This is a genomic window from Flavobacterium sp. MR2016-29, assembly GCF_015350695.1.
Classification (GTDB): Bacteria; Bacteroidota; Bacteroidia; order Flavobacteriales; family Flavobacteriaceae; genus Flavobacterium.
Genome location: NZ_JADKPU010000007.1, coordinates 133,787 through 156,146, shown reverse-complemented (window position 1 = coordinate 156,146; position 22,360 = coordinate 133,787). Strand labels below are relative to the sequence as shown.

General features: G+C 34.3%; 14 protein-coding genes. 7 read left to right on the top strand and 7 right to left on the bottom strand.

Going from position 1 to position 22,360, the window contains the following annotated elements; all coding sequences use genetic code 11:
• The first annotated feature begins 89 nt into the window (after positions 1-89).
• Positions 90-683, top strand: a complete 594-nt coding sequence (locus IR010_RS15635; RefSeq protein WP_029271858.1) for an outer membrane beta-barrel protein — start codon at positions 90-92, stop codon at positions 681-683.
• Between the two features lie 173 nt (positions 684-856).
• Here IR010_RS15635 and metE read toward each other — a convergent pair whose 3' ends face one another.
• Positions 857-3,178 carry a 5-methyltetrahydropteroyltriglutamate--homocysteine S-methyltransferase gene (gene metE / locus IR010_RS15630; RefSeq protein WP_194605158.1) on the bottom strand — a complete coding sequence of 774 codons (2,322 nt, stop codon included), beginning with the start codon at positions 3,176-3,178 and terminating at the stop codon, positions 857-859.
• 159 nt (positions 3,179-3,337) lie between these two features.
• On the opposite strand from metE, the gene IR010_RS15625 reads away from it, so the two are divergent.
• The gene (locus IR010_RS15625) at positions 3,338-3,799 is read left to right on the top strand and encodes an Lrp/AsnC family transcriptional regulator (RefSeq protein WP_042566180.1); all 462 of its coding nucleotides are present in this window, start codon (positions 3,338-3,340) and stop codon (positions 3,797-3,799) included.
• Between the two features lie 98 nt (positions 3,800-3,897).
• Entirely contained in the window at positions 3,898-5,244 is a 1,347-nt protein-coding gene (locus tag IR010_RS15620) for a deoxyguanosinetriphosphate triphosphohydrolase (RefSeq protein ID WP_194605156.1), read from the top strand.
• A 73-nt stretch (positions 5,245-5,317) separates the two neighbouring features.
• Here the strand turns inward: IR010_RS15620 and IR010_RS15615 are convergent, their stop codons facing one another.
• The 4 genes from IR010_RS15615 to IR010_RS15600 are packed head-to-tail and all read right to left on the bottom strand — an operon-like array spanning position 5,318 to position 9,968.
• Complete coding sequence (locus IR010_RS15615) at positions 5,318-6,319, bottom strand: DUF3078 domain-containing protein (protein WP_029271862.1); 1,002 nt, start codon at positions 6,317-6,319, stop codon at positions 5,318-5,320.
• A 42-nt stretch (positions 6,320-6,361) separates the two neighbouring features.
• Positions 6,362-8,143, bottom strand: coding sequence for a 1-deoxy-D-xylulose-5-phosphate synthase (locus IR010_RS15610; protein ID WP_194605154.1), 1,782 nt, complete (start codon positions 8,141-8,143; stop codon positions 6,362-6,364).
• Between the two features lie 19 nt (positions 8,144-8,162).
• Positions 8,163-9,137: an energy transducer TonB gene (locus IR010_RS15605; RefSeq protein ID WP_194605151.1), complete on the bottom strand. Its 975-nt coding sequence runs from the start codon at positions 9,135-9,137 to the stop codon at positions 8,163-8,165.
• Positions 9,138-9,140: 3 nt separating this feature from the next.
• Complete coding sequence (locus IR010_RS15600) at positions 9,141-9,968, bottom strand: energy transducer TonB (protein ID WP_194605148.1); 828 nt, start codon at positions 9,966-9,968, stop codon at positions 9,141-9,143.
• Positions 9,969-10,027: 59 nt separating this feature from the next.
• On the opposite strand from IR010_RS15600, the gene IR010_RS15595 reads away from it, so the two are divergent.
• From IR010_RS15595 to pbpC, 3 genes are all read left to right on the top strand, one after another.
• Positions 10,028-10,471 carry a nucleoside deaminase gene (locus tag IR010_RS15595; protein WP_029271866.1) on the top strand — a complete coding sequence of 148 codons (444 nt, stop codon included), beginning with the start codon at positions 10,028-10,030 and terminating at the stop codon, positions 10,469-10,471.
• Between the two features lie 182 nt (positions 10,472-10,653).
• Positions 10,654-16,332 (top strand): alpha-2-macroglobulin family protein, encoded by a 5,679-nt coding sequence (locus IR010_RS15590; protein ID WP_194605145.1) that lies wholly within the window; start codon positions 10,654-10,656, stop codon positions 16,330-16,332.
• Positions 16,333-16,432: 100 nt separating this feature from the next.
• Positions 16,433-18,808, top strand: a complete 2,376-nt coding sequence (pbpC, locus tag IR010_RS15585) for a penicillin-binding protein 1C (RefSeq protein WP_194605142.1) — start codon at positions 16,433-16,435, stop codon at positions 18,806-18,808.
• A 109-nt stretch (positions 18,809-18,917) separates the two neighbouring features.
• Here the strand turns inward: pbpC and IR010_RS15580 are convergent, their stop codons facing one another.
• Both IR010_RS15580 and IR010_RS15575 read right to left on the bottom strand, forming a co-directional pair.
• Positions 18,918-20,462, bottom strand: a complete 1,545-nt coding sequence (locus IR010_RS15580) for a ribonuclease E/G (RefSeq protein ID WP_029271871.1) — start codon at positions 20,460-20,462, stop codon at positions 18,918-18,920.
• A gap of 385 nt (positions 20,463-20,847) precedes the next feature.
• The gene (locus IR010_RS15575) at positions 20,848-21,138 is read right to left on the bottom strand and encodes an HU family DNA-binding protein (protein WP_007805026.1); all 291 of its coding nucleotides are present in this window, start codon (positions 21,136-21,138) and stop codon (positions 20,848-20,850) included.
• 140 nt (positions 21,139-21,278) lie between these two features.
• Between IR010_RS15575 and mutY the strand changes: the two genes are divergently transcribed.
• Entirely contained in the window at positions 21,279-22,325 is a 1,047-nt protein-coding gene (gene mutY / locus IR010_RS15570) for an A/G-specific adenine glycosylase (protein ID WP_194605139.1), read from the top strand.
• Positions 22,326-22,360: the final 35 nt, after the last annotated feature.

The following is a 22,360-nucleotide window of genomic DNA, read 5'->3' as shown; positions in this document are numbered from 1 at the left end:
TTTTAAAGAATTTGTTAAAAAGATTTATTACATAAAAATTATGGCATCTTTATTGTTAAAGCTGTATTAAATTTTAACAAATATCACTTATGAAAAAAATGTTACTTGTTCTTGCATTAGCCATGGTTAGCTTTGCAAATGCTCAAAAAAAAGGTTCAATTTTAGTTATGGGAAGTATTAATTACCAATCTCAAAACACCTCAAATTCTGGTTCAGAATACAAAACTTCTTATTTTGGTTTTACACCTAAAGTTGGATATCAATTTCACCAAGATTGGACTGCAGGTATCGAAGCAGGAGTAGGGACTTCAAAACAAGATAATGGCAATAACAGCGAATACAAATCAAATAACTTTTCTTTAGGAGGTTTTTTGCGTTATGCTAAACCATTAAATCAAACTTTTTCTGCATATGCTGATTTAGGAGTTGGTTACCAAAGTAATAAAATTACAAATACTACAGGACCAATCGACACAATAAACGAAGGAGATGGGTTTTATATTGGAATTACACCAGCAATCTTAGTTAATGTTGGTAAAGGTTTTGGTTTAAACTTTAACGTTGGAGGTTTAGGATACAACACTTTAAATTATGATGGAAACAACGGAAACGGAGATAATGTAAAAACATTCAATTTCTCTTTCGGACAACAGTTTTCTGTTGGAATTTCAAAGAATTTCTAATCTAGAATATATTTCAATTTCTTAAAAAGCACTCCAATTGGAGTGCTTTTTTTGTTTAAGAGTATCTTTACGAATAAATGCCAGCATAAGTAAAGTCGAAACAAATCATAACTACAAGATTTTCGACTTCACCCGCTGACATAAAAAACAAAAATATATCTAAACAAAAAATATTAACTAACTGGGTTTTCAACTGTTGCTCTCATTTCCTGAGCCGCCGCAACCATTTCGATTAAAGCTTTTTTGGTTTCGCCCCAATGGCGTGTTTTTAAACCACAATCAGGATTTACCCAAAGCTGATCTATTGGAATTACAGCAGAAGCTTTCTCTAGTAATTTCACCATTTCTGTACTCGAAGGCACACGCGGAGAGTGAATATCGTAAACTCCAGGTCCAATTTCGTTTGGATATTTAAAGTTAGCAAAAGCATCTAGAAGTTCCATTTGCGAACGTGAACATTCGATTGTAATAACATCGGCATCCATATCGGCGATGTTTTGAATAATGTCATTGAACTCACTATAGCACATGTGAGTGTGAATTTGCGTATCGTCGTTAACTCCAGATGCAGAAATTCTAAATGCTTTTACAGCCCAGTCTAAGTAGTTTGCCCATTCTTCTTTTCTCAACGGCAAACCTTCGCGAATGGCTGGCTCATCAATTTGAATGATTTTAATTCCGGCTTTTTCTAAGTCTACAACTTCATCACGAATGGCCAAAGCAATTTGCGTACAAGTTTCAGAACGTGGCTGATCGTTACGAACAAACGACCATTGTAAAATTGTTACAGGTCCTGTAAGCATTCCTTTTACCCATTTTGGAGTTAAAGATTGCGCATATTTTGACCATTTTACCGTCATTGGGTTTGGTCTGGAAACGTCGCCGTAAATAACCGGAGGTTTCACGCAACGACTTCCGTAGCTTTGAACCCAGCCATTTTTGGTAAACGTAAATCCGTCCAATTGTTCTCCGAAATATTCCACCATATCGTTACGCTCGAATTCTCCGTGAACCAAAACATCGATTCCGGTTTCTTCCTGAAAACGAATGGTAGCTTCGGTTTCTTTTTCGATTAAATCGTTGTATTGTTCCGTTGTTAATTCTCCTTTTTTAAATTTCGCTCTCCAGCTTCTCACTTCAGCTGTTTGAGGAAAAGATCCAATTGTGGTTGTTGGGAATAACGGTAAATTTAAAGCTTCGATTTGGCTTTTTCTTCTTGTTGCAAAACTGCTTTTACGTTTGTCGTCTGAAGTTGTAATTCCTGCAACACGTGCTTTAACTTCATTATTGTGAATTAATTTTGAAGTTTTACGATTGTCATTTGCAATTACATTTCGCTCATAATCAACAGAATTTTTAACGTCAACTTCGTTTGAAGCGAATTGTTTTAAAAGTACAATTTCGTTGATTTTTTGCTTCGCGAAAGCTAACCATTGTTTGATTTCAGGAGTTAAAGTCTGATCGTTTGTTTCTAAATCCAAATCGCACGGACTGTGAATTAAAGAACAAGACGGAGCAACAAGAATTCTGTTTTCGCCCAAAGCATCAGTCGCTTTTTTAATTAATTCTAATGATTTTTTGAAATCGTTTTTCCAGATATTTCTTCCGTCGACAACTCCCAAAGAAAGATTTACGTTTGAAGCCAATTTCCCAGATTCTAAAATATCATCCAATTGAAGCGGACAACGAACTAAATCTAAATGAAAAGTATCAACCGGAAGCGCTAAAGCTGTTTCCAGATTTTCGCCGAAGCAGTCAAAATAATTCGCTAAAATGATTTTAATATTCGGGAAACGTTTGTGGATTTCGTTGTACACTTTTGTGAAAGTATTTCTTTCTTTATCTGTTAAATTCAAAGCTAAGAAAGGTTCGTCAAACTGAATATACTCTACATTTTCTGCTTGTAATTTTTCAAATATTTCGAAATAAACCGGAAGTAAAGCATCGATAAGATCAATTCGGTGAAAACCGTCTTCTTTTTCTTTTCCTAAAAGCAAATACGAAATTGGTCCAATTAAAACGGGTTTTGTCGCAATTCCTAAGTCTTTTGCTTCTTTAAATTCATTGATTATTTTTTCTGAAAACAATTCAAATTTTTGGTTTTTTGTGAATTCAGGAACAATGTAATGATAGTTGGTATCGAACCATTTTGTCATTTCCATTGCTACAACATCTTGTCCGTCTTTTTGCGCGCCTCTTGCCATGGCAAAATACAAGTCAAGTGACGAATTTGTTTTAGCCAGTTCGTGATAACGCTGTGGAATTGCGCCAACTGTCAAAGTCAAATCCAAAACCTGATCGTAAAAAGAAAAATCGTTAGACGGAATTAAATCTACTCCGGCTTCTGATTGTAAATACCAGTTTCTAATTTGAATTTCTTTTCCCGCATCAATAAGTTCCTCTGCAGAAATTTTTCCAGCCCAGTATAATTCACTGGCTTTTTTTAACTCTCTGTTGCTCCCGATTCTTGGATAACCTAAATTATTTGTTTTCATTTTTTTGATTCAGTATTTTTTACTGTACAAATGTATTTCATTGGGTTTTAATACTTAAATTTGAGCTTATTTTAAGTAAAATGTATTTTTTAATTTATATTTTGAAGATTATTTTACTGTGAAATTGTCTTTAATGAATCTTTAGCCGTAAAAAAAACTATGGAAAACCTTGATAAAACCGATTTACTGATACTCAAACACCTTCAGGAAAACTCAAATATCAACACAAAAGATCTTGCGAGTAAACTATTCTTGACGGTTACTCCAGTTTACGAACGAATAAAAAGACTGGAAAGAGACGGATATATTACTAAATATGTAGCGCTTTTAGACAAGAAAAAAATGAATCGCGGTATGACCGTTTTTTGTAATGTACGCTTAAAAGAACATGCCAAAAATGTGGGAAGTAATTTTGTAAAAGATATTGTGGCACTTCCAGAAATTATAGAATGCTATAACATTGCTGGCGATTACGATTTTATGCTTAAAATTTTGGTACAAGATATGGCTAGTTATCAGGATTTTGTGATGAATAAATTATCGACTATTGAAAACATCGGGAACACGAATAGTATTTTTGTAATGGGAGAAATTAAACATAGTACGGCTTTAGAGTTCTAAAGACTTTAAAATCTTAAAATAAAACGTATTTTTGAACTTTTAGATCATCAATCTAAAATCAATCCCGAGGCTTTGGGACTAAATTCTAAAATTAAAAAATGAACTGGGAACAACTTTTATCTCTAAAAAAGCAAGGCGACACAGGCAAAAGATTACGTATTGAACAAGATGATACACGATTGGGTTTTGAGGTCGATTATGACCGAATTATCTTCTCGGCTGCATTTAGATCTTTGCAGGATAAAACACAGGTAATCCCCCTTTCTAAAACAGATTTCGTTCATACGCGTTTGACACACAGTTTAGAAGTTTCGGTTGTGGGAAGATCGTTAGGACGTTTGGTTGGGAAAAAAATCATCGAAAAATATCCTTATTTAAAAGAAGTTCACGGCTATCATATGAATGATTTCGGAGCAATTGTAGCAGCAGCGTCATTGGCACACGATATCGGAAATCCACCTTTTGGACATTCGGGTGAAAAAGCTATTGGGGAATATTTTTCTATCGGAAACGGGTTAAAATACAAAGATAAACTTACCGCAAAACAATGGCAGGATTTAATTGATTTTGAAGGAAATGCTAATGGTTTTTCGGTTCTAACGGCGAGTCGTCCGGGAATTGAAGGTGGGCTTAGAATTTCATACGCCACTTTGGGTGCTTTTATGAAATATCCTAAAGAAAGTCTTCCGAAAAAACCAACGAGCAATATTGCCGATAAAAAATACGGTTTCTTCCAGACTGATAAATTGTTTTTTGAAGAAGTAGCCCAGGATATGGGAATGATTGCCAACAAAGAAGATGGCGATATTGGTTTTGAAAGACATCCGTTGGCGTATTTAGTAGAAGCGGCAGATGACATTTGCTACACCATTATAGATTTTGAAGACGGAATAAATCTTGGTTTGGTATCTGAAGATTATGCTTTAGAATATTTAATCAAATTGGTAAAAGATAACATTGGAGTTGCCAAATATAAATTGCTGGAAACCAAAGAAGACCGAATCAGTTATTTGCGTGCTTTGGCAATTGGCGCTTTAATTAGCGATGCTGTTGATGTTTTTATTGAAAATGAAGAAGCAATCTTGGCGGGTAATTTTCCGTATGCTTTAACCGATAAAAGCAAATACAAAGCGCAGATGAATGATATTATTCAACTAAGTGTCGAAAAAATCTACCAAAGCCGTGAAGTCATCGAGAAAGAAATTGTAGGTTATCAAATCATTCAGACTTTGCTGGATAAATTTATTACAGCATTCAATAATAAATACGAAGGAACTGCATCAAACTACGATAAACTAATCTTGAAAATGCTGCCAGAAAAGCATCATCTCGACAAAGGCAATTTATACGAGCGTCTGCTTCATATCTGCCATTATGTTTCGCTTTTGACAGATGGGAATGCATTAGAATTATATGAAATGATTCAAGGGCATAAAAAGAACTAAAATTAATTTATCATAAAAAAGAACCCCATAAAGCGTAAGTTTTATGGGGTTCTTTGTATAAATATAAGATTTATTATTTAAAAGCGTAAACTAAGCCAACACCTAAAACCTGACGGAGTTGTGCTCTTGGTCCGTCGTTAACCTGACTTGTTGTTCCCGTTGTAGGATCAACGACATCTTTTTTGGTTTTAATGTCGTCATCATAAACTAAATGCACGCCAATATTTGCTTTAACGTAAGCATTAACAACAAGATCTAAACGCGTATCATAATCCACATCGACATTTCCAAATTTGTTCAAATAATCGGTATATAAACTTAGGCGGTTTTCATAGAAAATGTTTTTGTAAATCTCGCTTTTCATATATCCTGTAAACAAAATACCAAACTCAGCTTTTACTTTTTGTCCTTCTTCCACTAAAATTTGTGCAGTAGGATCAAGAGGATCTGTTATATAAACTGCTTTTTTAACACCAAAAGAACCTTGATTAGCAAGATATTGATCTAATACCAAAGTTGTCTTTAAAGTAATCGGAGAGAAGTAAAAAGTTCTGTTTTTCTTTTTGTCTGAGTTCTCAGCTCCAGCTCCTAAAAAGATGTAAGCTGGTGCAAAAGGTTTAGAGATCGCAATGTCTCGGTTAGGATAGTTGTAACCGTTTGTAAATTGCGTATTGAAATTAAACTTAGCAGAATAATACCAGTTTGATAAAGAATCTTTTCTGAAACCATAAGTAGAGTTCATCAAAATTGCGTCATCTGTTTTTCTAAGTTCTGTTCCGTCTTGTTTATTTAAACCATATTTTACTATAAGTTCGTTCACCCATTTATGATTTCCTTTAACGAAAGTTCTTCCAAATTCACCTTTAAACAACCCAGAAATAGAACTTGTTCCCCCGGCGCTCCAATTCACAAAAGCAATTTCCGAAATGTCAAAACCTAATTGATTTTTTTTAGTCCAATTGGAAGGTAGTTTTGGTAGTTGATTTGGATCTAAAGTCGTTTGTATAAGTTGGGCAAAGTTTTTTGAAGTACTTAAAAGCAACAGAAGTAAAAGGGTAGAACGCAATAATTTCATTAGGTTGATTTTATTTTTTTTTGGTGCTGCAAAATAATTATTTTAGACCGTTTGAAAAAGATTTATTAAACTTTTAACGTCAATTTTACACAATTGTTGCAGTTGCGCTACCGTTCCGTGCTCAATAAATTCGTCTGGAACACCCAAATTTTGAATATTATTTTTGAAATTATTTGTTGCTGCAAACTCTAAAACAGCACTTCCAAAACCTCCAATTTTAGCCCCGTCTTCTATTGTAATTATGTTTTCAAAATCTAAAAAAATATGCTGTAATAATTTGATATCTAATGGTTTAATGAATGGGAAGTCGTAATGTGCAATGCGTTCAGAATTTGAACATTGGCTTAGTGCTTCGATAACATTATTTCCAATAGTTCCAGTAGATAAAACTGCCATTTTTGTTCCCTTTTTTAAGCAGTTTGCTTGGCCAAATTTAATTTTCTCATAATGTCCGAAATTTTCTACTTCCCAATTCGGAAGAACCCCTCGGCCGCGTGGATATCGGATTGCAATAGGATTATTCAGACCTAATTGAGCTGTATATAAAATGTTTTGAAGCGCAATTTCATTAATAGGCGCATAAATTATCATATTAGGAATCGTGCGCAAATAAGCAATATCAAAAACGCCATGATGTGTTGCTCCGTCTTCGCCAACCAAACCGGCTCGATCTAAACAAAAAATCACAGGTAAATTTTGTAAAGCTACATCATGAATGACTTGATCGTAAGCACGTTGTAAAAAAGTTGAATAAATATTACAATATACAATCATGCCTTGTGTGGCCATTCCGGCAGCAAGAGTTACAGCGTGCTGTTCTGCAATTCCAACATCAAAAGCACGTTCTGGAATTTCATCCATCATAAACTTTAAAGAGCTTCCTGATGGCATTGCAGGCGTAATTCCGATGATTTTTTGGTTCTTTTTAGCTAAATCTAAAATGGTCAAACCAAAAACATCTTGATATTTTGGAGGCAAATTGTCTTCATGTTTTAAGTGAATTTCTCCAGTCGAAGCGTCAAATTTTCCGGGTGCATGATATTTTACCTGATTTTCTTCAGCTTGCTGCAGGCCTTTTCCTTTTGTGGTTACAATATGAAGAAATTTTGGACCTTTTATCTTTTTTAACCGATTTAGTTCTTGTATTAAAGTTGGAAGATCATGCCCGTCAATTGGACCCGAATAATCAAAATTCAAAGATTTGATCATGTTATTTTTCTTCGGATTTTTTCCTTCTTTTACCGCAGTAAGATACTTTTTGAGTGCACCAACGCTAGGATCAATTCCGATAGCATTGTCATTCAAAATAACCAATAAGTTAGCATCGGTCACTCCGGCGTGATTTAAGCCTTCAAATGCCATTCCGCTTGCAATAGAAGCATCACCAATTACGGCAATGTGCTGTTTCTCAAAATCGCCTTTTAAGTTTGACGCAATCGCCATTCCCAACGCAGCAGAAATAGAAGTAGAAGAATGGCCTACGCCAAAAGTATCATAAACACTTTCGCTTCTTTTTGGGAAACCCGAAATACCATGAAGTTGTCTGTTGGTGTCGAAATTTTCTCTTCTTTCGGTTAAAATTTTGTGTCCGTAAGCCTGATGGCCAACATCCCAAACTAATAAATCGTCGGGCGTATTAAATACATAATGCAAAGCAATTGTCAATTCAATGACGCCTAAACTTGCTCCCAAATGGCCTTCTTTTACAGAAACAACATCAATTATAAATTGGCGTAATTCCTGAGCAACTTCTGGCAGCTGCGCTTCAGAAAGTAAGCGTAAATCGGCGGGATTGTATATGTTTGAAAGTAAATTGCTTTTCATTGTTAGGTAAAAAGCAAATTTACGGTTTTAAATTTAATTCTGTTTGTTCATTGCTTTCTCCTGTTTTGAAAATTTGCATTGAGGTAATTTTTGAAGATTTTCTTTTTCTTCTTTTCGGATTCAAAGTATCCAGTTCAAGTGTAATTGGTAAAGTGTAATAGGTTTTAACTTTTCTTCCACTAGTTTCTCCCGGAGTCCATTTTTCGAATTTCTTTAAAACCCGAATGGCTTCTTCTCCAGTTCCAAAACCAAGGTCTTCTATTATTTTAATTTCATCTATACGTCCGTCTTTTTCAATTACAAAAGACATTTTAATTATTCCGGTTGATTTCTTTAGATCTTTTGGAATTTTAAATTCATTTCTAAAAATTTCATAAAATAATTCTATTCCTCCGGGATAATCAGGTCTGACATCTATGCCTGCAAATCCATATACTACATTGTCCTCATAAGGATCTGCGTAAGACATTGCGTCTCCAGATTCTGTTTTTGCTAAAGACAAGAATTTTTCTTTTTTATGGAGATGATGGCTTTTGTGGTTTTTAAATTTTGTCTCTTTTATTTTTGGAGCTGTATCGTTATTTGATGTAATTATTTCTTTATGAATGGTTTTTGTAGAGGAAGAATCTTCGATTATTTCAATTTTGTCGATTTTTTGTTTGTTCCCATCTTTATCTTGACAGCTAAACAAAGTAGTTCCCATAGCAATAAACAAAGCAAGCAAAAACATTTTGTGATAATGAGTCTGAGTATGTAAAACCTGACTTGGAATCTGAATTATTATAGAATCCAATTGCGATTTTTTAAATCTGCCGCAAATTTTATTATTTTGATTTTGAATGAAAAAATGCTGTACTTCTTGCGGTAACATTTCGGTAAAATCGATAACGGTTTTGGCGCAGCTCAAACAAAAACGGCCGTTTTCGTTTGGCGTCATTTTGTCCCAGTTTTCATGGCAAGGCTCAGGAATCGTTATTTTGAATTTTCTTTCCATGCATTATTGAATAAAGGGAATTGGCAAAATATAAGATGATCTAACAATATGACTGTTATGTTTTCCCGGAATCCACTTTGGAGCCGTTTTTAAAACTTTAATAGCTTCTTCTCCGTTTCCTGTGCCTGTATTTTCAACTATATTGAAATTACTCAAACTGCCATCTTTTTCTACAACAAACACTATTTTTCCTTGAAATTTATCTGTTTTAGTTGAAACAGGATAATTTTTATAAAAATAAGCATAGAATTTTTTCATTCCATTTTCTGGAACAGGTAAAACATCTAAATCTTTTGAGTTATATATAATATCATACTTAAAAGTTCCTTGCTCAATAGAATTAGGAATAAGTAATGCTCCAACTATAGTCTCTTCGTGAGTTTTTTTTGACTCTACTTTTTTAGATTCGATCTGATGTCCATAACATGATGAATTATTGGTCTCGTTTTGATCTTGATTTGTATTATCAACAATCTCGATTTTATCAATTCTATTTTTGTTCCCATCTTTATCTTGACAGCTAAACAAAGTAGTTCCCATAGCAATAAACAAAGCAAGCAAAAACATTTTGTGATAATGCGTCTGAGTATGTAAAACCTGACTTGGAATCTGAATTATTATAGAATCCAATTGCGATTTTTTAAATCTGCCGCAAATTTTATTATTTTGATTTTGAATGAAAAAATGCTGTACTTCTTGCGGTAACATTTCGGTAAAATCGATAACTGTTTTGGCGCAGCTCAAACAAAAACGGCCATTTTCGTTTGGCGTCATTTTGTCCCAGTTTTCATGGCAAGGCTCAGGAATCGTTATTTTGAATTTTCTTTCCATTTTGAATATCAAGATTTAAATGTAATAAAAAATAATAGTAAAACCTTATTTTTGCAATTATGATAAATCCTTTCACCGACGAATACTTCATGAAAAAAGCTTTGCAGGAAGCTGAAATGGCTTTTGAAAAAGGCGAAATTCCTGTTGGAGCCATAATTGTTGTGGCTGATAAAGTCATTGCAAGAAGTCATAATTTGACTGAATTGCTAAATGATGTTACTGCACATGCTGAAATGCAGTCGATAACTGCAGCCGCTAATTTTCTTGGTGGAAAATATTTAAAGGATTGCACTTTATATGTTACACTCGAACCTTGCCAAATGTGCGCCGGTGCTTTGTATTGGAGTCAGATTTCTAAAATTGTTTTTGGCGCCCGTGATGAACAGCGCGGCTTTATCGTTATGGGAACAAAGCTTCATCCCAAAACTACTGTTGTTTCTGGCGTTATGGCCAATGAAGCTGCTGATTTAATGAAACGATTTTTTATAGAAAGACGTAAATAATCATCATTTTTAAGTACGAAAAAAATAATTCATTACACTGAATTTTCCTCTTAAAATGTTTTAAAAAATATTCTACATTTACTACAATATATTTAGCCTTTGGATAGTTATGCTCTTTAACTATCAAATGTTAAAACGTTCTGTCATTTTCTATAATTTGTAACCATTAACTCTAAATAAAAGTGAAAGCAAAAGGATTAGTTCTCGTATTTTGTGTGTTTTTTATTTTTCAATCTTGCGGCAGAAAATCAGCAGCCGATTTCAATTCCGATTTTTCATTATTTAAAGAGTATATAGTCAGTTTTACCGGGGGAATAGTTTCTTCCGAATCTGATATTCGAGTGGTTCTGGCTTTCGATAAAAAAGAATGGAAAGCCAATCAAGTTTTAGACAGCGATTTATTTGATATTTCTCCAAGCGTCGACGGAAAAGTGGTCGCACTTTCTACTAATACAATTGCCTTTATTCCAGAAAAAAAGTTGGATCCCGGAACTGAATATCAGGTAACCTTAAATTTAGACAAGCTTATTACGCTCCCAAAAGACAAAGAGGCAACGCTTTCTAAATTTAATTTTACGGTAAAAACAATCAAACAGGATTTTACTATAAATACGGCTGATATTCAATCGTACAGCAAAGAATATCAATATTTAAACTGTGTTTTAAAAACGGCTGACTTTATTGATCTTGAGACAGCTAAAAAGTTAATAGAAGCAAAACAAAAGGGAAATAATCTTAAAATTAAATTTGATGCAAAATCGGGTTCCGCAAAAGAATTCAATTTTATAATTGACAGTATTCAGCGTTATTCTGAAGCCACAAATCTTGAAATTTTATATGATGGAAGTGATTTTGATATTGATCAGAAAGGTCAAATCGATGTTCCGATCACCAATATAAACGAATTTAAAATCGTAAAAGTTGAGGTCCCAGACGGAAGCAATCAATCACTGACAATTAATTTTTCTGAACCTTTAGAAAAAGGCCAGGATTTTAAAGGTTTGGTTTCGATTCAAAACGCAAATAATTTGAAATTCTCAACACAGGGAAATTTACTTAAAGTATATTTTAGTAATGAAAAAACGCCTGCTCAAACAGCAGTTTCTGCTCCTGTTGTAGTTGAAGAAAGTGCGGTTTCATTGGCAGATTCTGCATCGGTTGTTGTAGATAGTGCATCTGCTGTGGTTGATGAGGCTGTAGAAGTAGTTCAAGATGAAGAGCCAGAAGCAGCATCTGAACAAATTTTAGCGGGAGATTTATTAGTTGAAGTTTTTCAGGGAATTGAAAGCCAATACGGTAAAAAAATGGAAGCGAATTTCACTCAGAAGATTTCGTTTGACCAAATAAAACCAAGTGTGCGCTTTATTAAAAACGGAACTATTTTGCCAAGTTCCAATAATTTAAAATTGAATTTTGAAGCTGTAAATTTAAGTGCAGTCGATGTAAAAGTATACAAAATCTACAAGAATAATATTCTTCAATTCCTTCAGTATAATGAGCTGAACGGCAGTCAAAATCTCAAGAAAGTAGCACAGCCAGTAGCGAAAACTACATTGAATTTAAGCGAAAACAAACTTATAAATCCGAATAAATGGAACACATTTGCTTTAGATTTATCTAAAATAATTACGCCAGAACCAGGAGCGATTTATAGAGTAGAATTTGTGTATAAAAAGAAATACTCTCTATATAAATGCGAAACTTCTGAAGAAGACCAAAGTGATGAAGAGGAAGAAGAAGTCGATGAAAATGATGTAAACTACAGCGGAAACTCCTATGACGACTATTATTATGATGATTACGAATGGCGAGAAAGTCAAGATCCTTGCTCAAGTTCGTATTATTATAATGCCAGAATTGCAACTAATATTCTAGCGACAGATTTGGGTGTTATTGCCAAAAGAGGAGAAAACAAATCATATTTATTTGCTGTAAATAATATTGTAACAACTGAGCCGGTTTCCAATGCAAGGGTTGATTTGTACAATTATCAACAGCAAAAATTAGCGACAAGCGCAACCAGCAGCGAAGGAATTGCTTCTTTCCAGCTCGATAAATTCGCTTATTTTGCTATTGTATCTTTAGGAAATCAATCGACTTACGTAAAATTAGACGACGGACTTTCATTGTCTGTGAGTAATTTTGATGTGGCCGGCGAAACGTTGCAAAAGGGCTTAAAAGGCTTTATCTATGGAGAACGTGGTGTTTGGCGTCCGGGAGATAACTTGTATTTGTCTTTCATTTTAAATGATGCTTCGAATAAATTGCCAAAATCACATCCAATTAAGTTTAGATTGAATGATCCGAATGGGAAAACCGTTTATCAAACCATTCAAAAAACCAATGAATTAAATCATTACGCATTTACAGTTCCAACAAGTGCAGATGCACCCACAGGAAATTGGGAAGCCATGGTCAGTGTTGGAGGTGCGAAATTTTATAAAAGCATTAAAATTGAAACCATTAAGCCAAATCGTTTAAAAATAAAGAATAATTTCTCCAGAAAAACACTTTCATCTGCGTATCCAAACAAAAGTAATTTGGAAGTGACTTGGCTTCACGGCGCTATTGCTAAAAATTTGAATGTAGAAATGCAAGCTAAGTTTTCGCAGCAGGCGACCACTTTTAAAGGTTATGAGAAGTTTACTTTTGATGATTTAGTACGTCAATTCAGCACAGAAGAAATTAATGTTTTCTCTGGAAAATTAAATGAAAATGGAAAAGCTTCAGTAAATATCGAACCAAAATTACAAGGTCAGGCACCAGGAATGCTTCGCGCTTCATTCATTACAAAAGTATATGAAGAAGGTGGAGATTTTAGTACAGATGTTATTTCGACTACGTATTCTCCATATAAAACCTATGTTGGAATAAAATCACCTGAACCAAATAAATACGGAATGCTGGAAACCAGAACCAACAATCGTTTTGATATTGTGACGCTTGATGAAAACGGAAGACCAAAAGCGGTTAGAAATCTGGAAGTAAAAGTTTATAAAGTAGAATGGCGCTGGTGGTGGGATGCTTCTAGCGATAATTTATCAAATTATAATTCTTCGAATGCGACAACTTCCTATAAAACATTTGTTATCAATACAGATTCTAGCGGAAGAGGAAGTGTTCAGTTTTCATTGACCGATGAAGAATGGGGACGTTATTTGATTCGTGCTTCAGACAATGCTGATGGGCATGCAACTGCTTTGACCGTAAACATTGACTGGCCAATTTGGTCTGGAAAAACGCGAAACAGAGATTCATCTACAGCAAATATGTTAGTGTTTTCTACTGATAAGAAAAACTACGCTGTAGGCGAGAAAGCACAAATATCTTTTCCGTCAAGCGAAGGCGGTCGCGCTTTAATTTCAATTGAGAACGGATCAAAAGTAGTACAGACTATTTGGGCTAAAACTGAAAAAGGAGAAACAAAAGTTGAAGTTCCGATCACTGCTGCAATGGCACCAAATGTGTATTTTAATATTACGCTTTTACAGCCACATGCGTCGACTAAAAATGATTCGCCTATTCGTATGTACGGAATTGTTCCGATAGAAGTTGTTGATAAAAATACCATTTTAGCACCCACACTTTCAATGCCTGATGTTTTAAAACCAGAGCAGACATTTACTGTAAAAGTAGGTGAGAAAACAGGTAAAGAAATGACGTATACAATTGCAGTTGTAGACGAAGGTCTGCTTGATTTAACTCGTTTTAAAACACCAAATGCCTGGGATAGTTTCTATGTTCGTGAAGCTTTAGGAGTAAAAACTTGGGATATTTATGATGATGTAATTGGCGCCTATGGCGGAAAAATAAATCAGATTTTCAGTATTGGTGGAGATCAAGATTTAGGCGGAGGAAAAGCTAAAAAAGCAAACCGTTTTAAACCTGTTGTATTGTATTATGGTCCGTTTAAGTTAGAAAAAGGACAAACTAAATCACATCAATTAAAATTGCCGAAATATATTGGTTCAGTTCGAACTATGGTAGTTGCCGGTGATGCTAATACTAGTGCTTACGGAAGTGTCGAAAAAGCAACTCAAGTAAAAAGTCCTTTGATGGTTTTGGCTTCGTTGCCAAGAAAAATTTCGCCTTCTGAGAAAGTAACAATTCCGGTTACCATTTTTGCAACAGAGAAAAATATTAAAAATGTTTCGATTCAGATAAAAACAAGCAATGGATTGAAAGTAATGGGAAGCGCAACTCAAAGTTTGACTTTTACAGAACCGGATGAAAAAATGGCTTATTTTAATTTAGTTGTTGGTTCTCAAACCGGAATTGCGAAGGTGCAGGTAATTGCCACTTCTGGAAAAGAGAAATCGGTTTATGATGTTGAGATCGACATGACGAACCCGAATCCGGTAACAAATACTTTTACCGATGTGATTTTGTCTCCAAACAGTACCAAGACCATTTCATGGAAAACCTTTGGAGTTGTGGGAAGCAATAAAGCAAGATTAGAAGTTTCTTCAATGCCAACAATCAATTTAAATGGAAGATTGCAATATCTTATTCAATATCCACATGGCTGTGTAGAGCAAACGACTTCTTCAGTTTTTCCACAGTTGTATTTGAATGATGTTGTTGATTTGGATGCAACTCGAAAAGCACTTATTCAAAAAAATATTACGGCAGGAATTACCAGATTAGGAAGTTTTCAGCTGTCAAACGGAGGAGTGGCTTATTGGCAAGGAAATACGACTGCTGATGATTGGGGAACTTCATATGCGGGACATTTCTTGATTGAAGCAGAGAAGAAAGGATATGTTTTGCCAATTAACTTCAAATCAAAATGGATTTCGTATCAGCAAAAAGAAGCAAAACAATGGCGTTTCGAACCAAAATATGGAAATGATTTGGCTCAGGCTTATCGATTATATACTTTGGCCTTAGCCGGAAATGCCGATTTGTCTTCTATGAACAGATTACGTGAAACAAAAGGAATTTCGAATGAAAGTATGCTTCGTTTAGCTGCTTCGTACGTTTTGGCAGGACAAAAATCTGCTGGATTGAACCTGTTTTTACACAGTAAAATAGAAGATGAATCAAGTACTTATAATTATTACTATTATGGTTCGAGCGAAAGAAACAGGGCGATGGCTTTAGAGACGATGCTGCTTTTAGGACAAAAGCAAAAAGCTTTTGATATGGCTTCAAAATTAGCCAAACAAATGTCTAACAATCAATGGATGAGTACACAGACAACTGCTTATTGTTTGTACGCAATGTCAAAATTTGCAGTAAGCAATGGTCCAAAAGGAGTTAATATTCAGTTTAGCAAAAACGGAAAAGGTGAAACAATAAACACACAAAAAACAATTGCTGACAGAAATTTAGTGGTTCAGACAGGTACAAACAGTGTCATTCTAAAAAACATTAAAAACAATACTATTTATGTTCGAGTTTTAAATACTGGAATATTACCAATCGGACAAGAAAATGCAATTCAGAGCGATGTTGCTGCAAATATTGTTTTCAAAAACAGAAAAGGAAGCGTAATTAATGTTTCAAAAATCAGCCAAGGAACAGAGTTTATTGCAGAGGTTACCATTCGAAATCAAAGAAATGAACATGTAGAAAATGTTGCCTTATCACAAATTCTGCCTTCAGGATTCGAAATCGTAAATACTCGTTTTACTGATTATGGAGACGCAACAAATAATATAGCCGATTATATTGATATTCGAGACGATAGAACTAATTTCTATTTTGGAATGAAAGCTGGCGAAACAAAAGTCTTTAGGATTTTGCTGAATGCATCTTATCTTGGGAATTATTATTTGCCTGGATTGCAATGCGAGGCAATGTATGATAATACTTTCTTAGCGAGAACAAAAGGATTTTGGGTTGAGGTTGTAAAATAAAGTTTCACGCAGATTTAGCATATCAAGCAGATAAAATAAAAAATCTGCTAAATCTGCGTGAAAAAAACTTAGCGAACTTTGCGGTTAAATATAATAAATATTGAAAAATAAACTTATAGCGTTTCTACAACGCATTATAAATTGGATAAAAAGAAACAAAATAAAGTCAGCAGTTGCATTTTTGCTCTTGCTGATTTACTATTTTTCGATACCGCGAACTTTATTTAAAGAACCCTATTCTACAGTTATTGAAAGCAAAGAAGGCGAGTTGCTTGGTGCAAAAATCGCGAGTGACGGACAATGGCGTTTTCCTTCGCAGGACAGCGTGCCAGATAAATTCAAAAAATGTATTGTTTATTTTGAAGATGAATACTTTTATAAACATCCTGGATTTAATCCAGGAGCCATGGTAAATGCTTTTAAACAAAATCAAAAAGCAGGAAAAGTTGTTAGAGGAGGAAGTACATTAACACAGCAAGTTATTCGATTATCTCGAAAAGGAAAAAATAGAACTTATTTTGAAAAGTTAATAGAAATTATCCTGTCAACTAGATTAGAATTAGGTTATTCTAAAAATGAAATACTAGAATTATATGCGGCTCACGCACCGTTTGGCGGAAATGTAGTGGGACTTGAAATGGCTTCTTGGCGTTATTTTGGAGTTCAATCGAATCAATTGTCTTGGGCTGAGAATGCAGTTTTGGCTGTTTTGCCAAATGCACCGAGCTTAATTTATCCGGGAAAGAATCAGATAAAACTCTTGAATAAACGAAACCGACTTTTATTAAAATTACACCAAGAAGGCATAATTGACAAGCAGACTTACGAACTTTCTATTGAAGAGCCGTTGCCTCAAAAACCGTATGATTTGCCTCAAATTGCGCCTCATTTATTGCAGAGAGTGGCAAAAAATGAAGAAGGAACTCGAGTAAAAACTACAATTGATTACGGTTTGCAAAATAGAGTCAATCAAATTGCAAAATATTATTACAATCAGTACAAGCAAAATGAAGTACATAATTTGGCGATTTTAGTAATTGATGTTTCTAATCGAAATGTTATCAGCTATGTCGGTAATTCGCCAACAGACAAAAACCATCAAAAAGATGTTGATATTATTGATGCGCCTCGAAGCACAGGAAGTATCTTAAAACCGCTTTTATATGCAGGAATGCTAGATGATGGTGAATTGTTGCCAAACACTTTAGTCGCTGATGTGCCAACGCAAATTGCGGGTTATACACCTCAAAATTTTAATCTGACATTTGACGGAGCTGTTCCGGCACATCGCGCATTGTCACGATCATTAAATATTCCGGCAGTTTTGATGTTGCAGGATTTTGGAGTGAATAAATTTTATGAAGAATTGCAAAAATTCAAGTTGAGAGATATCAATAAAACACCAGATCATTATGGTTTGTCGCTTATTTTAGGCGGTGCCGAAAGTAATCTGTGGGATTTATGCCGAACTTATGCCGGTTTATCATCAACCGTAAATTATTACACTAAAAATCAATCCAAGTATCGAACAAATGAGTTTACAGAATTAAATTATAAAAATGATTTTGAACCTGATTTCGGATCTGAAACAGATCAGAAAAATATAATTGGTGCGGGATCAATCTGGTTGACGTATAATGCAATGGAAGAGGTAAACAGACCAGAAGGAGATGAAGCTTGGAAGTTTTATGACAGTTCCTTAAAAATTGCCTGGAAAACCGGAACAAGTTTTGGGAATAGAGATGCCTGGGCAATTGGCACAAATTCAAAATATGTAGTCGGGATTTGGGTGGGAAATGCAACAGGGGAAGGAAGGCCAACGCTTACTGGTGTTACAAGTGCAGCTCCAATTTTATTTGATGTTTTCAATTTATTGCCGAGACAGCGATGGTTTGATACACCTTATAATGATTTAGAAAAAGTTGAGGTTTGTCGATTAAGCGGTTATTTAGCAAAAGAAGATTGCCCAAAAATTGCACAATGGGTTCCTAAAAAAGGAAAATCAACAGCAGTTTGTCCGTATCATAAAACAGTTCATTTAGATAAATTAGAAAAATTTCAGGTAAACAGCAGCTGTGAAAATGTGGAGAACATAGTAACTAAGAGCTGGTTTGTTTTGCCTCCGGTTATGGCTTGGTATTACAAAAGCCAGCATATCGAATATTTGCCTCTGCCACCCTTTAAAGAAGATTGCCAGGGAACGCAAACGAAAACAATGGATTTTATTTATCCTAAAACGAATAGCAAAATTTATTTAACAAAGAATTTCAACAGCGAAGTACAGCCTGTTATTTTGAAAGTGGCTTATTCTGAAAGAGATAAAGAACTTTTTTGGTATGTTGATGATGTTTATAAAGCAACAACAAAAACGTTTCATGAATTGCCAATAACTCCAAGTACTGGAGTTCATTATATTACTGTTGTAGATGCTTTTGGAAATGAAATTAGGAGAAGAATTGAAATTGTGAGAGAATAAAAAAGTGAAAGTAATTTATATTTTTTTAAATTCTTAATTCCAAAATGAATAATTACTCCTAAAAAAAGCCACAAAAAAACCGCCAATCTCACGAAAGGCGGTTTTTGTTTTATTCTGAAATAACATTTCCTTTTTTATCATAGAAATGGTATTCTAAGTACGTGTAAGCGTCACGAGGTATGATTTTCACCCATTTCTTATGTTCAAAAAACCATTTTGAACGTAATGATGGAAAACCTTTACTGAGGTATGCAGCCACAAACGGATGTACATTAAGGACAACACTTTTGTGGATTTTTAAAATTCTGTCTAAATCAGATGCGATTTTATCAATGATTAAAATTGGCGCTTCAATTTCGCCATGTTCATTGTTTGGATCTTCTTCTCTAGTTTTAATATTTACTTCTGGTCTTACGCGTTGTCTTGTAATTTGAACTAAACCAAATTTACTTGGCGGTAAGATTTTATGCTTTGCTTTATCGTCGCTCATTTCTTCTCGCAAGAAGTCGAACAAGACTTTCCTGTTTTCAGGATTAGACATATCAATAAAATCAACTACGATTATTCCGCCCATATCACGCAAACGAAGTTGTCTGGCAATTTCAGCGGCTGCAATCATATTTACTTCCATGGCAGTGTCTTCTTGATTAGTCGCCTTATTAGAACGGTTTCCACTGTTTACGTCTATAACGTGAAGAGCTTCAGTATGTTCAATAATAAGATAAGCGCCTTTGCTCATAGAAACCGTTCTTCCAAAAGAAGTTTTGATTTGTCTCTCTATATTGTATTTCTCGAAAATTGGAGTGTCATTTGATTGATAAAACTTAACAATCGATTGTTTTGAAGGTGCAATTTCTTGCAGATATTCCTTCGTTTGGTGGTACAACTCTTCGTCATCTATTTGAATACCGCTGAAGGTATCATTAAATACATCTCTTAATATTGAAGAAGCTCTGTTAAGCTCTCCTAATACTTTTGATGGATGATGAGCAGTTGGTAATTTTTTACACATTGCAGTCCATCTGCTAAGCAGGTTCTGCAAATCTTTTTCTAATTCGGCTACGTTTTTGCCTTCGGCTACTGTGCGAACAATAACACCAAATCCTTTAGGTTTGATCGATAGAACAAGTTTTTTTAGACGATCCTTTTCCTTTTTGTCTTCTATTTTTTGAGAAATAGAAACGCGGTCAGAAAACGGAACGAGAACAATAAATCTTCCTGCCAATGAAAGCTCAGCGCTTATCCTTGGACCTTTGGTCGATATAGGTTCTTTTACAACTTGAACTAAAACAGATTGATTGGCACTTAAAATATCAGTAATGATGCCATCTTTGTCAATCTCTTTTTCAAACTGAAAGGTTTTTAGGGAGAAATCTTTTATTTTACCTGCGCTTACAAGTTTTATGAATTTCAGCTGAGAAGCTAAGTTAGGTCCTAAATCGTGATAATGTAAAAAGGCATCTTTTTCGAAGCCAACATTTACAAAAGCAGCGTTAAGTCCAGCAACTGGTTTTCTTATTTTGGCAATAAAAATATCACCAACTTGAAAATTGCTTTTCTCTTCTTCTTTGTGTAATTCAATTAGTTTTCCATCTTTTAATAAGGCAAAATCTACGGCTTCAGAACTAGATCTAATGATTAATTCTTTATTCACACTGTAAATTTTTATCCAGACTTTTAGTTTCAGGTTTCAGGTATCAGGTTTCAAGTTTTTCAACTCATAACTCATAGCCTATAACTCATAACTGATTGTAAGGATGGATTAAACAATATTTTTAACAGGTATTGAACCCGGGGGAATTTTAGTTAGCAGTTTTCCAGTTTCAGTTGCCAGTTTTAAGCTGCGGACTGTGACTTGTTACTAAGACTAAATTCCAATTTCAATGAACGTTAAAAAGAAAAAAGTAGTTTAAAACTACTTTTTCTTTTTGTGACGGTTAGCTCTCGCTCTTTTCTTTCTTTTGTGAGTAGCTACCTTATGTCTCTTTCTTTTTTTACCACTTGGCATATCGTGTCGATTTTATAATTAATTAATAGTATTATTTTGCTTCGTTATTCGTTTTAACTCCTTCTACAAATACTTTTGCAGGTTTAAAAGCAGGAATGTTGTGTGCAGGAATTTTGATTGTGGTGTTTTTAGAAATGTTTCTTCCTGTTTTTTCAGCTCTAGTTTTTACGATGAAACTACCAAAACCTCTTAGGTAAACATTGTCTCCAGTTTCCAATGAAGTTTTAACTTCTTCCATAAAAGTTTCTACTGTTGCTTGAACATCTCCTTTTTCAAGACCTAATTTCTCTGAAATTTTCGCTACGATATCTGCTTTCGTCATTTTCTTTCCTATTTTATTTTATAAATGATGTACTATTTTTTTGAGTTTGCAAATATAGGAATTAAAAAAATAATTAATCAAGCTAATTCGTTAAATTTTAATTACATAAACATTTACTTTTGTATTCTAAGTATTTTACGATGAATTTTCATAACATATTGATAAATTGGTATTTACGAAACAAGCGTGATTTACCTTGGCGAAAAACGACCGATCCTTACCTAATTTGGCTCTCAGAAATTATGCTGCAGCAGACTCGAGTTGCGCAAGGAATGCCATATTTTTTTGCTTTTACAAAGGAATTTCCTACAGTGTTTGATTTAGCAAATGCCTCAGAAGAGCAAGTTTTGAAACTTTGGCAGGGATTAGGGTATTATTCTCGCGCCAGAAATCTGCATAAAACAGCTCAATATGTAGCAAATGAGCTGAATGGAGTTTTTCCAGAGAATTATGCAGCGTTGTTGAAATTAAAAGGTGTTGGCGAATATACTGCGGCGGCGATTGCTTCATTTTCTTATAATGAAGCGGTTCCTGTAGTTGATGGAAATGTTTTTCGAGTGCTTTCTCGCTATTTTGATATCGAATCAGATATTGGCTTGCCTGCAACTAAAAAAGAATTTACAGAGCTGGCTAAAGAATTAATGCCAAAAGATAATCCAGCGATCTTTAATCAGGCGATTATGGAGTTTGGTGCTTTGCAGTGTGTTCCTAAAAGTCCAAATTGTTTGGTTTGTGACTTTAATGAAAGCTGCGCAGCACTTCAAAAAAAGAAAGTGGCTGCTTTGCCCGTAAAATCAAAAAAAACAAAAGTTACAAATCGATTCTTTAATTATTTGATTTTAGAAGATGCTTTAGGAAATACGTTAATTCAAAAAAGAACCGCAAAAGGAATTTGGCACAACTTATATGAGTTTCCGTTATTAGAAAAAGACGAGATTGTTGGCTTTGATGTTGTCGCAAAAGCAGTTCAAAACAATATTTTTCCATCTTATACTATTATAGGTATAGAGGAATGTAGTGAAACTACTCTCATTCATAAACTTTCGCATCAGCATCTGCATATTCAGTTCTGGAAAGTTAAAATTGCTGAAAAAATAGAGAATGGCGTGATAACCAGTGATTTAAAAAATTTTCCTTTTCCTATTGTGATTTATAATTTTATCGAAAAGCAGGAAATAAATTGCTAAAAAAATGTATCTTTGGGAGAAATACCACAAATTAA

Coding starts and splice junctions, on each gene's coding strand:
- IR010_RS15635 (WP_029271858.1), top strand. CDS start 90: ATGAAAAAAATGTTACTTGTTCTTGCATTAGCCATGGTTAGCTTTGCA.
- metE (WP_194605158.1), bottom strand. CDS start 3,178: ATGAAAACAAATAATTTAGGTTATCCAAGAATCGGGAGCAACAGAGAG.
- IR010_RS15625 (WP_042566180.1), top strand. CDS start 3,338: ATGGAAAACCTTGATAAAACCGATTTACTGATACTCAAACACCTTCAG.
- IR010_RS15620 (WP_194605156.1), top strand. CDS start 3,898: ATGAACTGGGAACAACTTTTATCTCTAAAAAAGCAAGGCGACACAGGC.
- IR010_RS15615 (WP_029271862.1), bottom strand. CDS start 6,319: ATGAAATTATTGCGTTCTACCCTTTTACTTCTGTTGCTTTTAAGTACT.
- IR010_RS15610 (WP_194605154.1), bottom strand. CDS start 8,143: ATGAAAAGCAATTTACTTTCAAACATATACAATCCCGCCGATTTACGC.
- IR010_RS15605 (WP_194605151.1), bottom strand. CDS start 9,137: ATGGAAAGAAAATTCAAAATAACGATTCCTGAGCCTTGCCATGAAAAC.
- IR010_RS15600 (WP_194605148.1), bottom strand. CDS start 9,968: ATGGAAAGAAAATTCAAAATAACGATTCCTGAGCCTTGCCATGAAAAC.
- IR010_RS15595 (WP_029271866.1), top strand. CDS start 10,028: ATGATAAATCCTTTCACCGACGAATACTTCATGAAAAAAGCTTTGCAG.
- IR010_RS15575 (WP_007805026.1), bottom strand. CDS start 21,138: ATGACGAAAGCAGATATCGTAGCGAAAATTTCAGAGAAATTAGGTCTT.
- mutY (WP_194605139.1), top strand. CDS start 21,279: ATGAATTTTCATAACATATTGATAAATTGGTATTTACGAAACAAGCGT.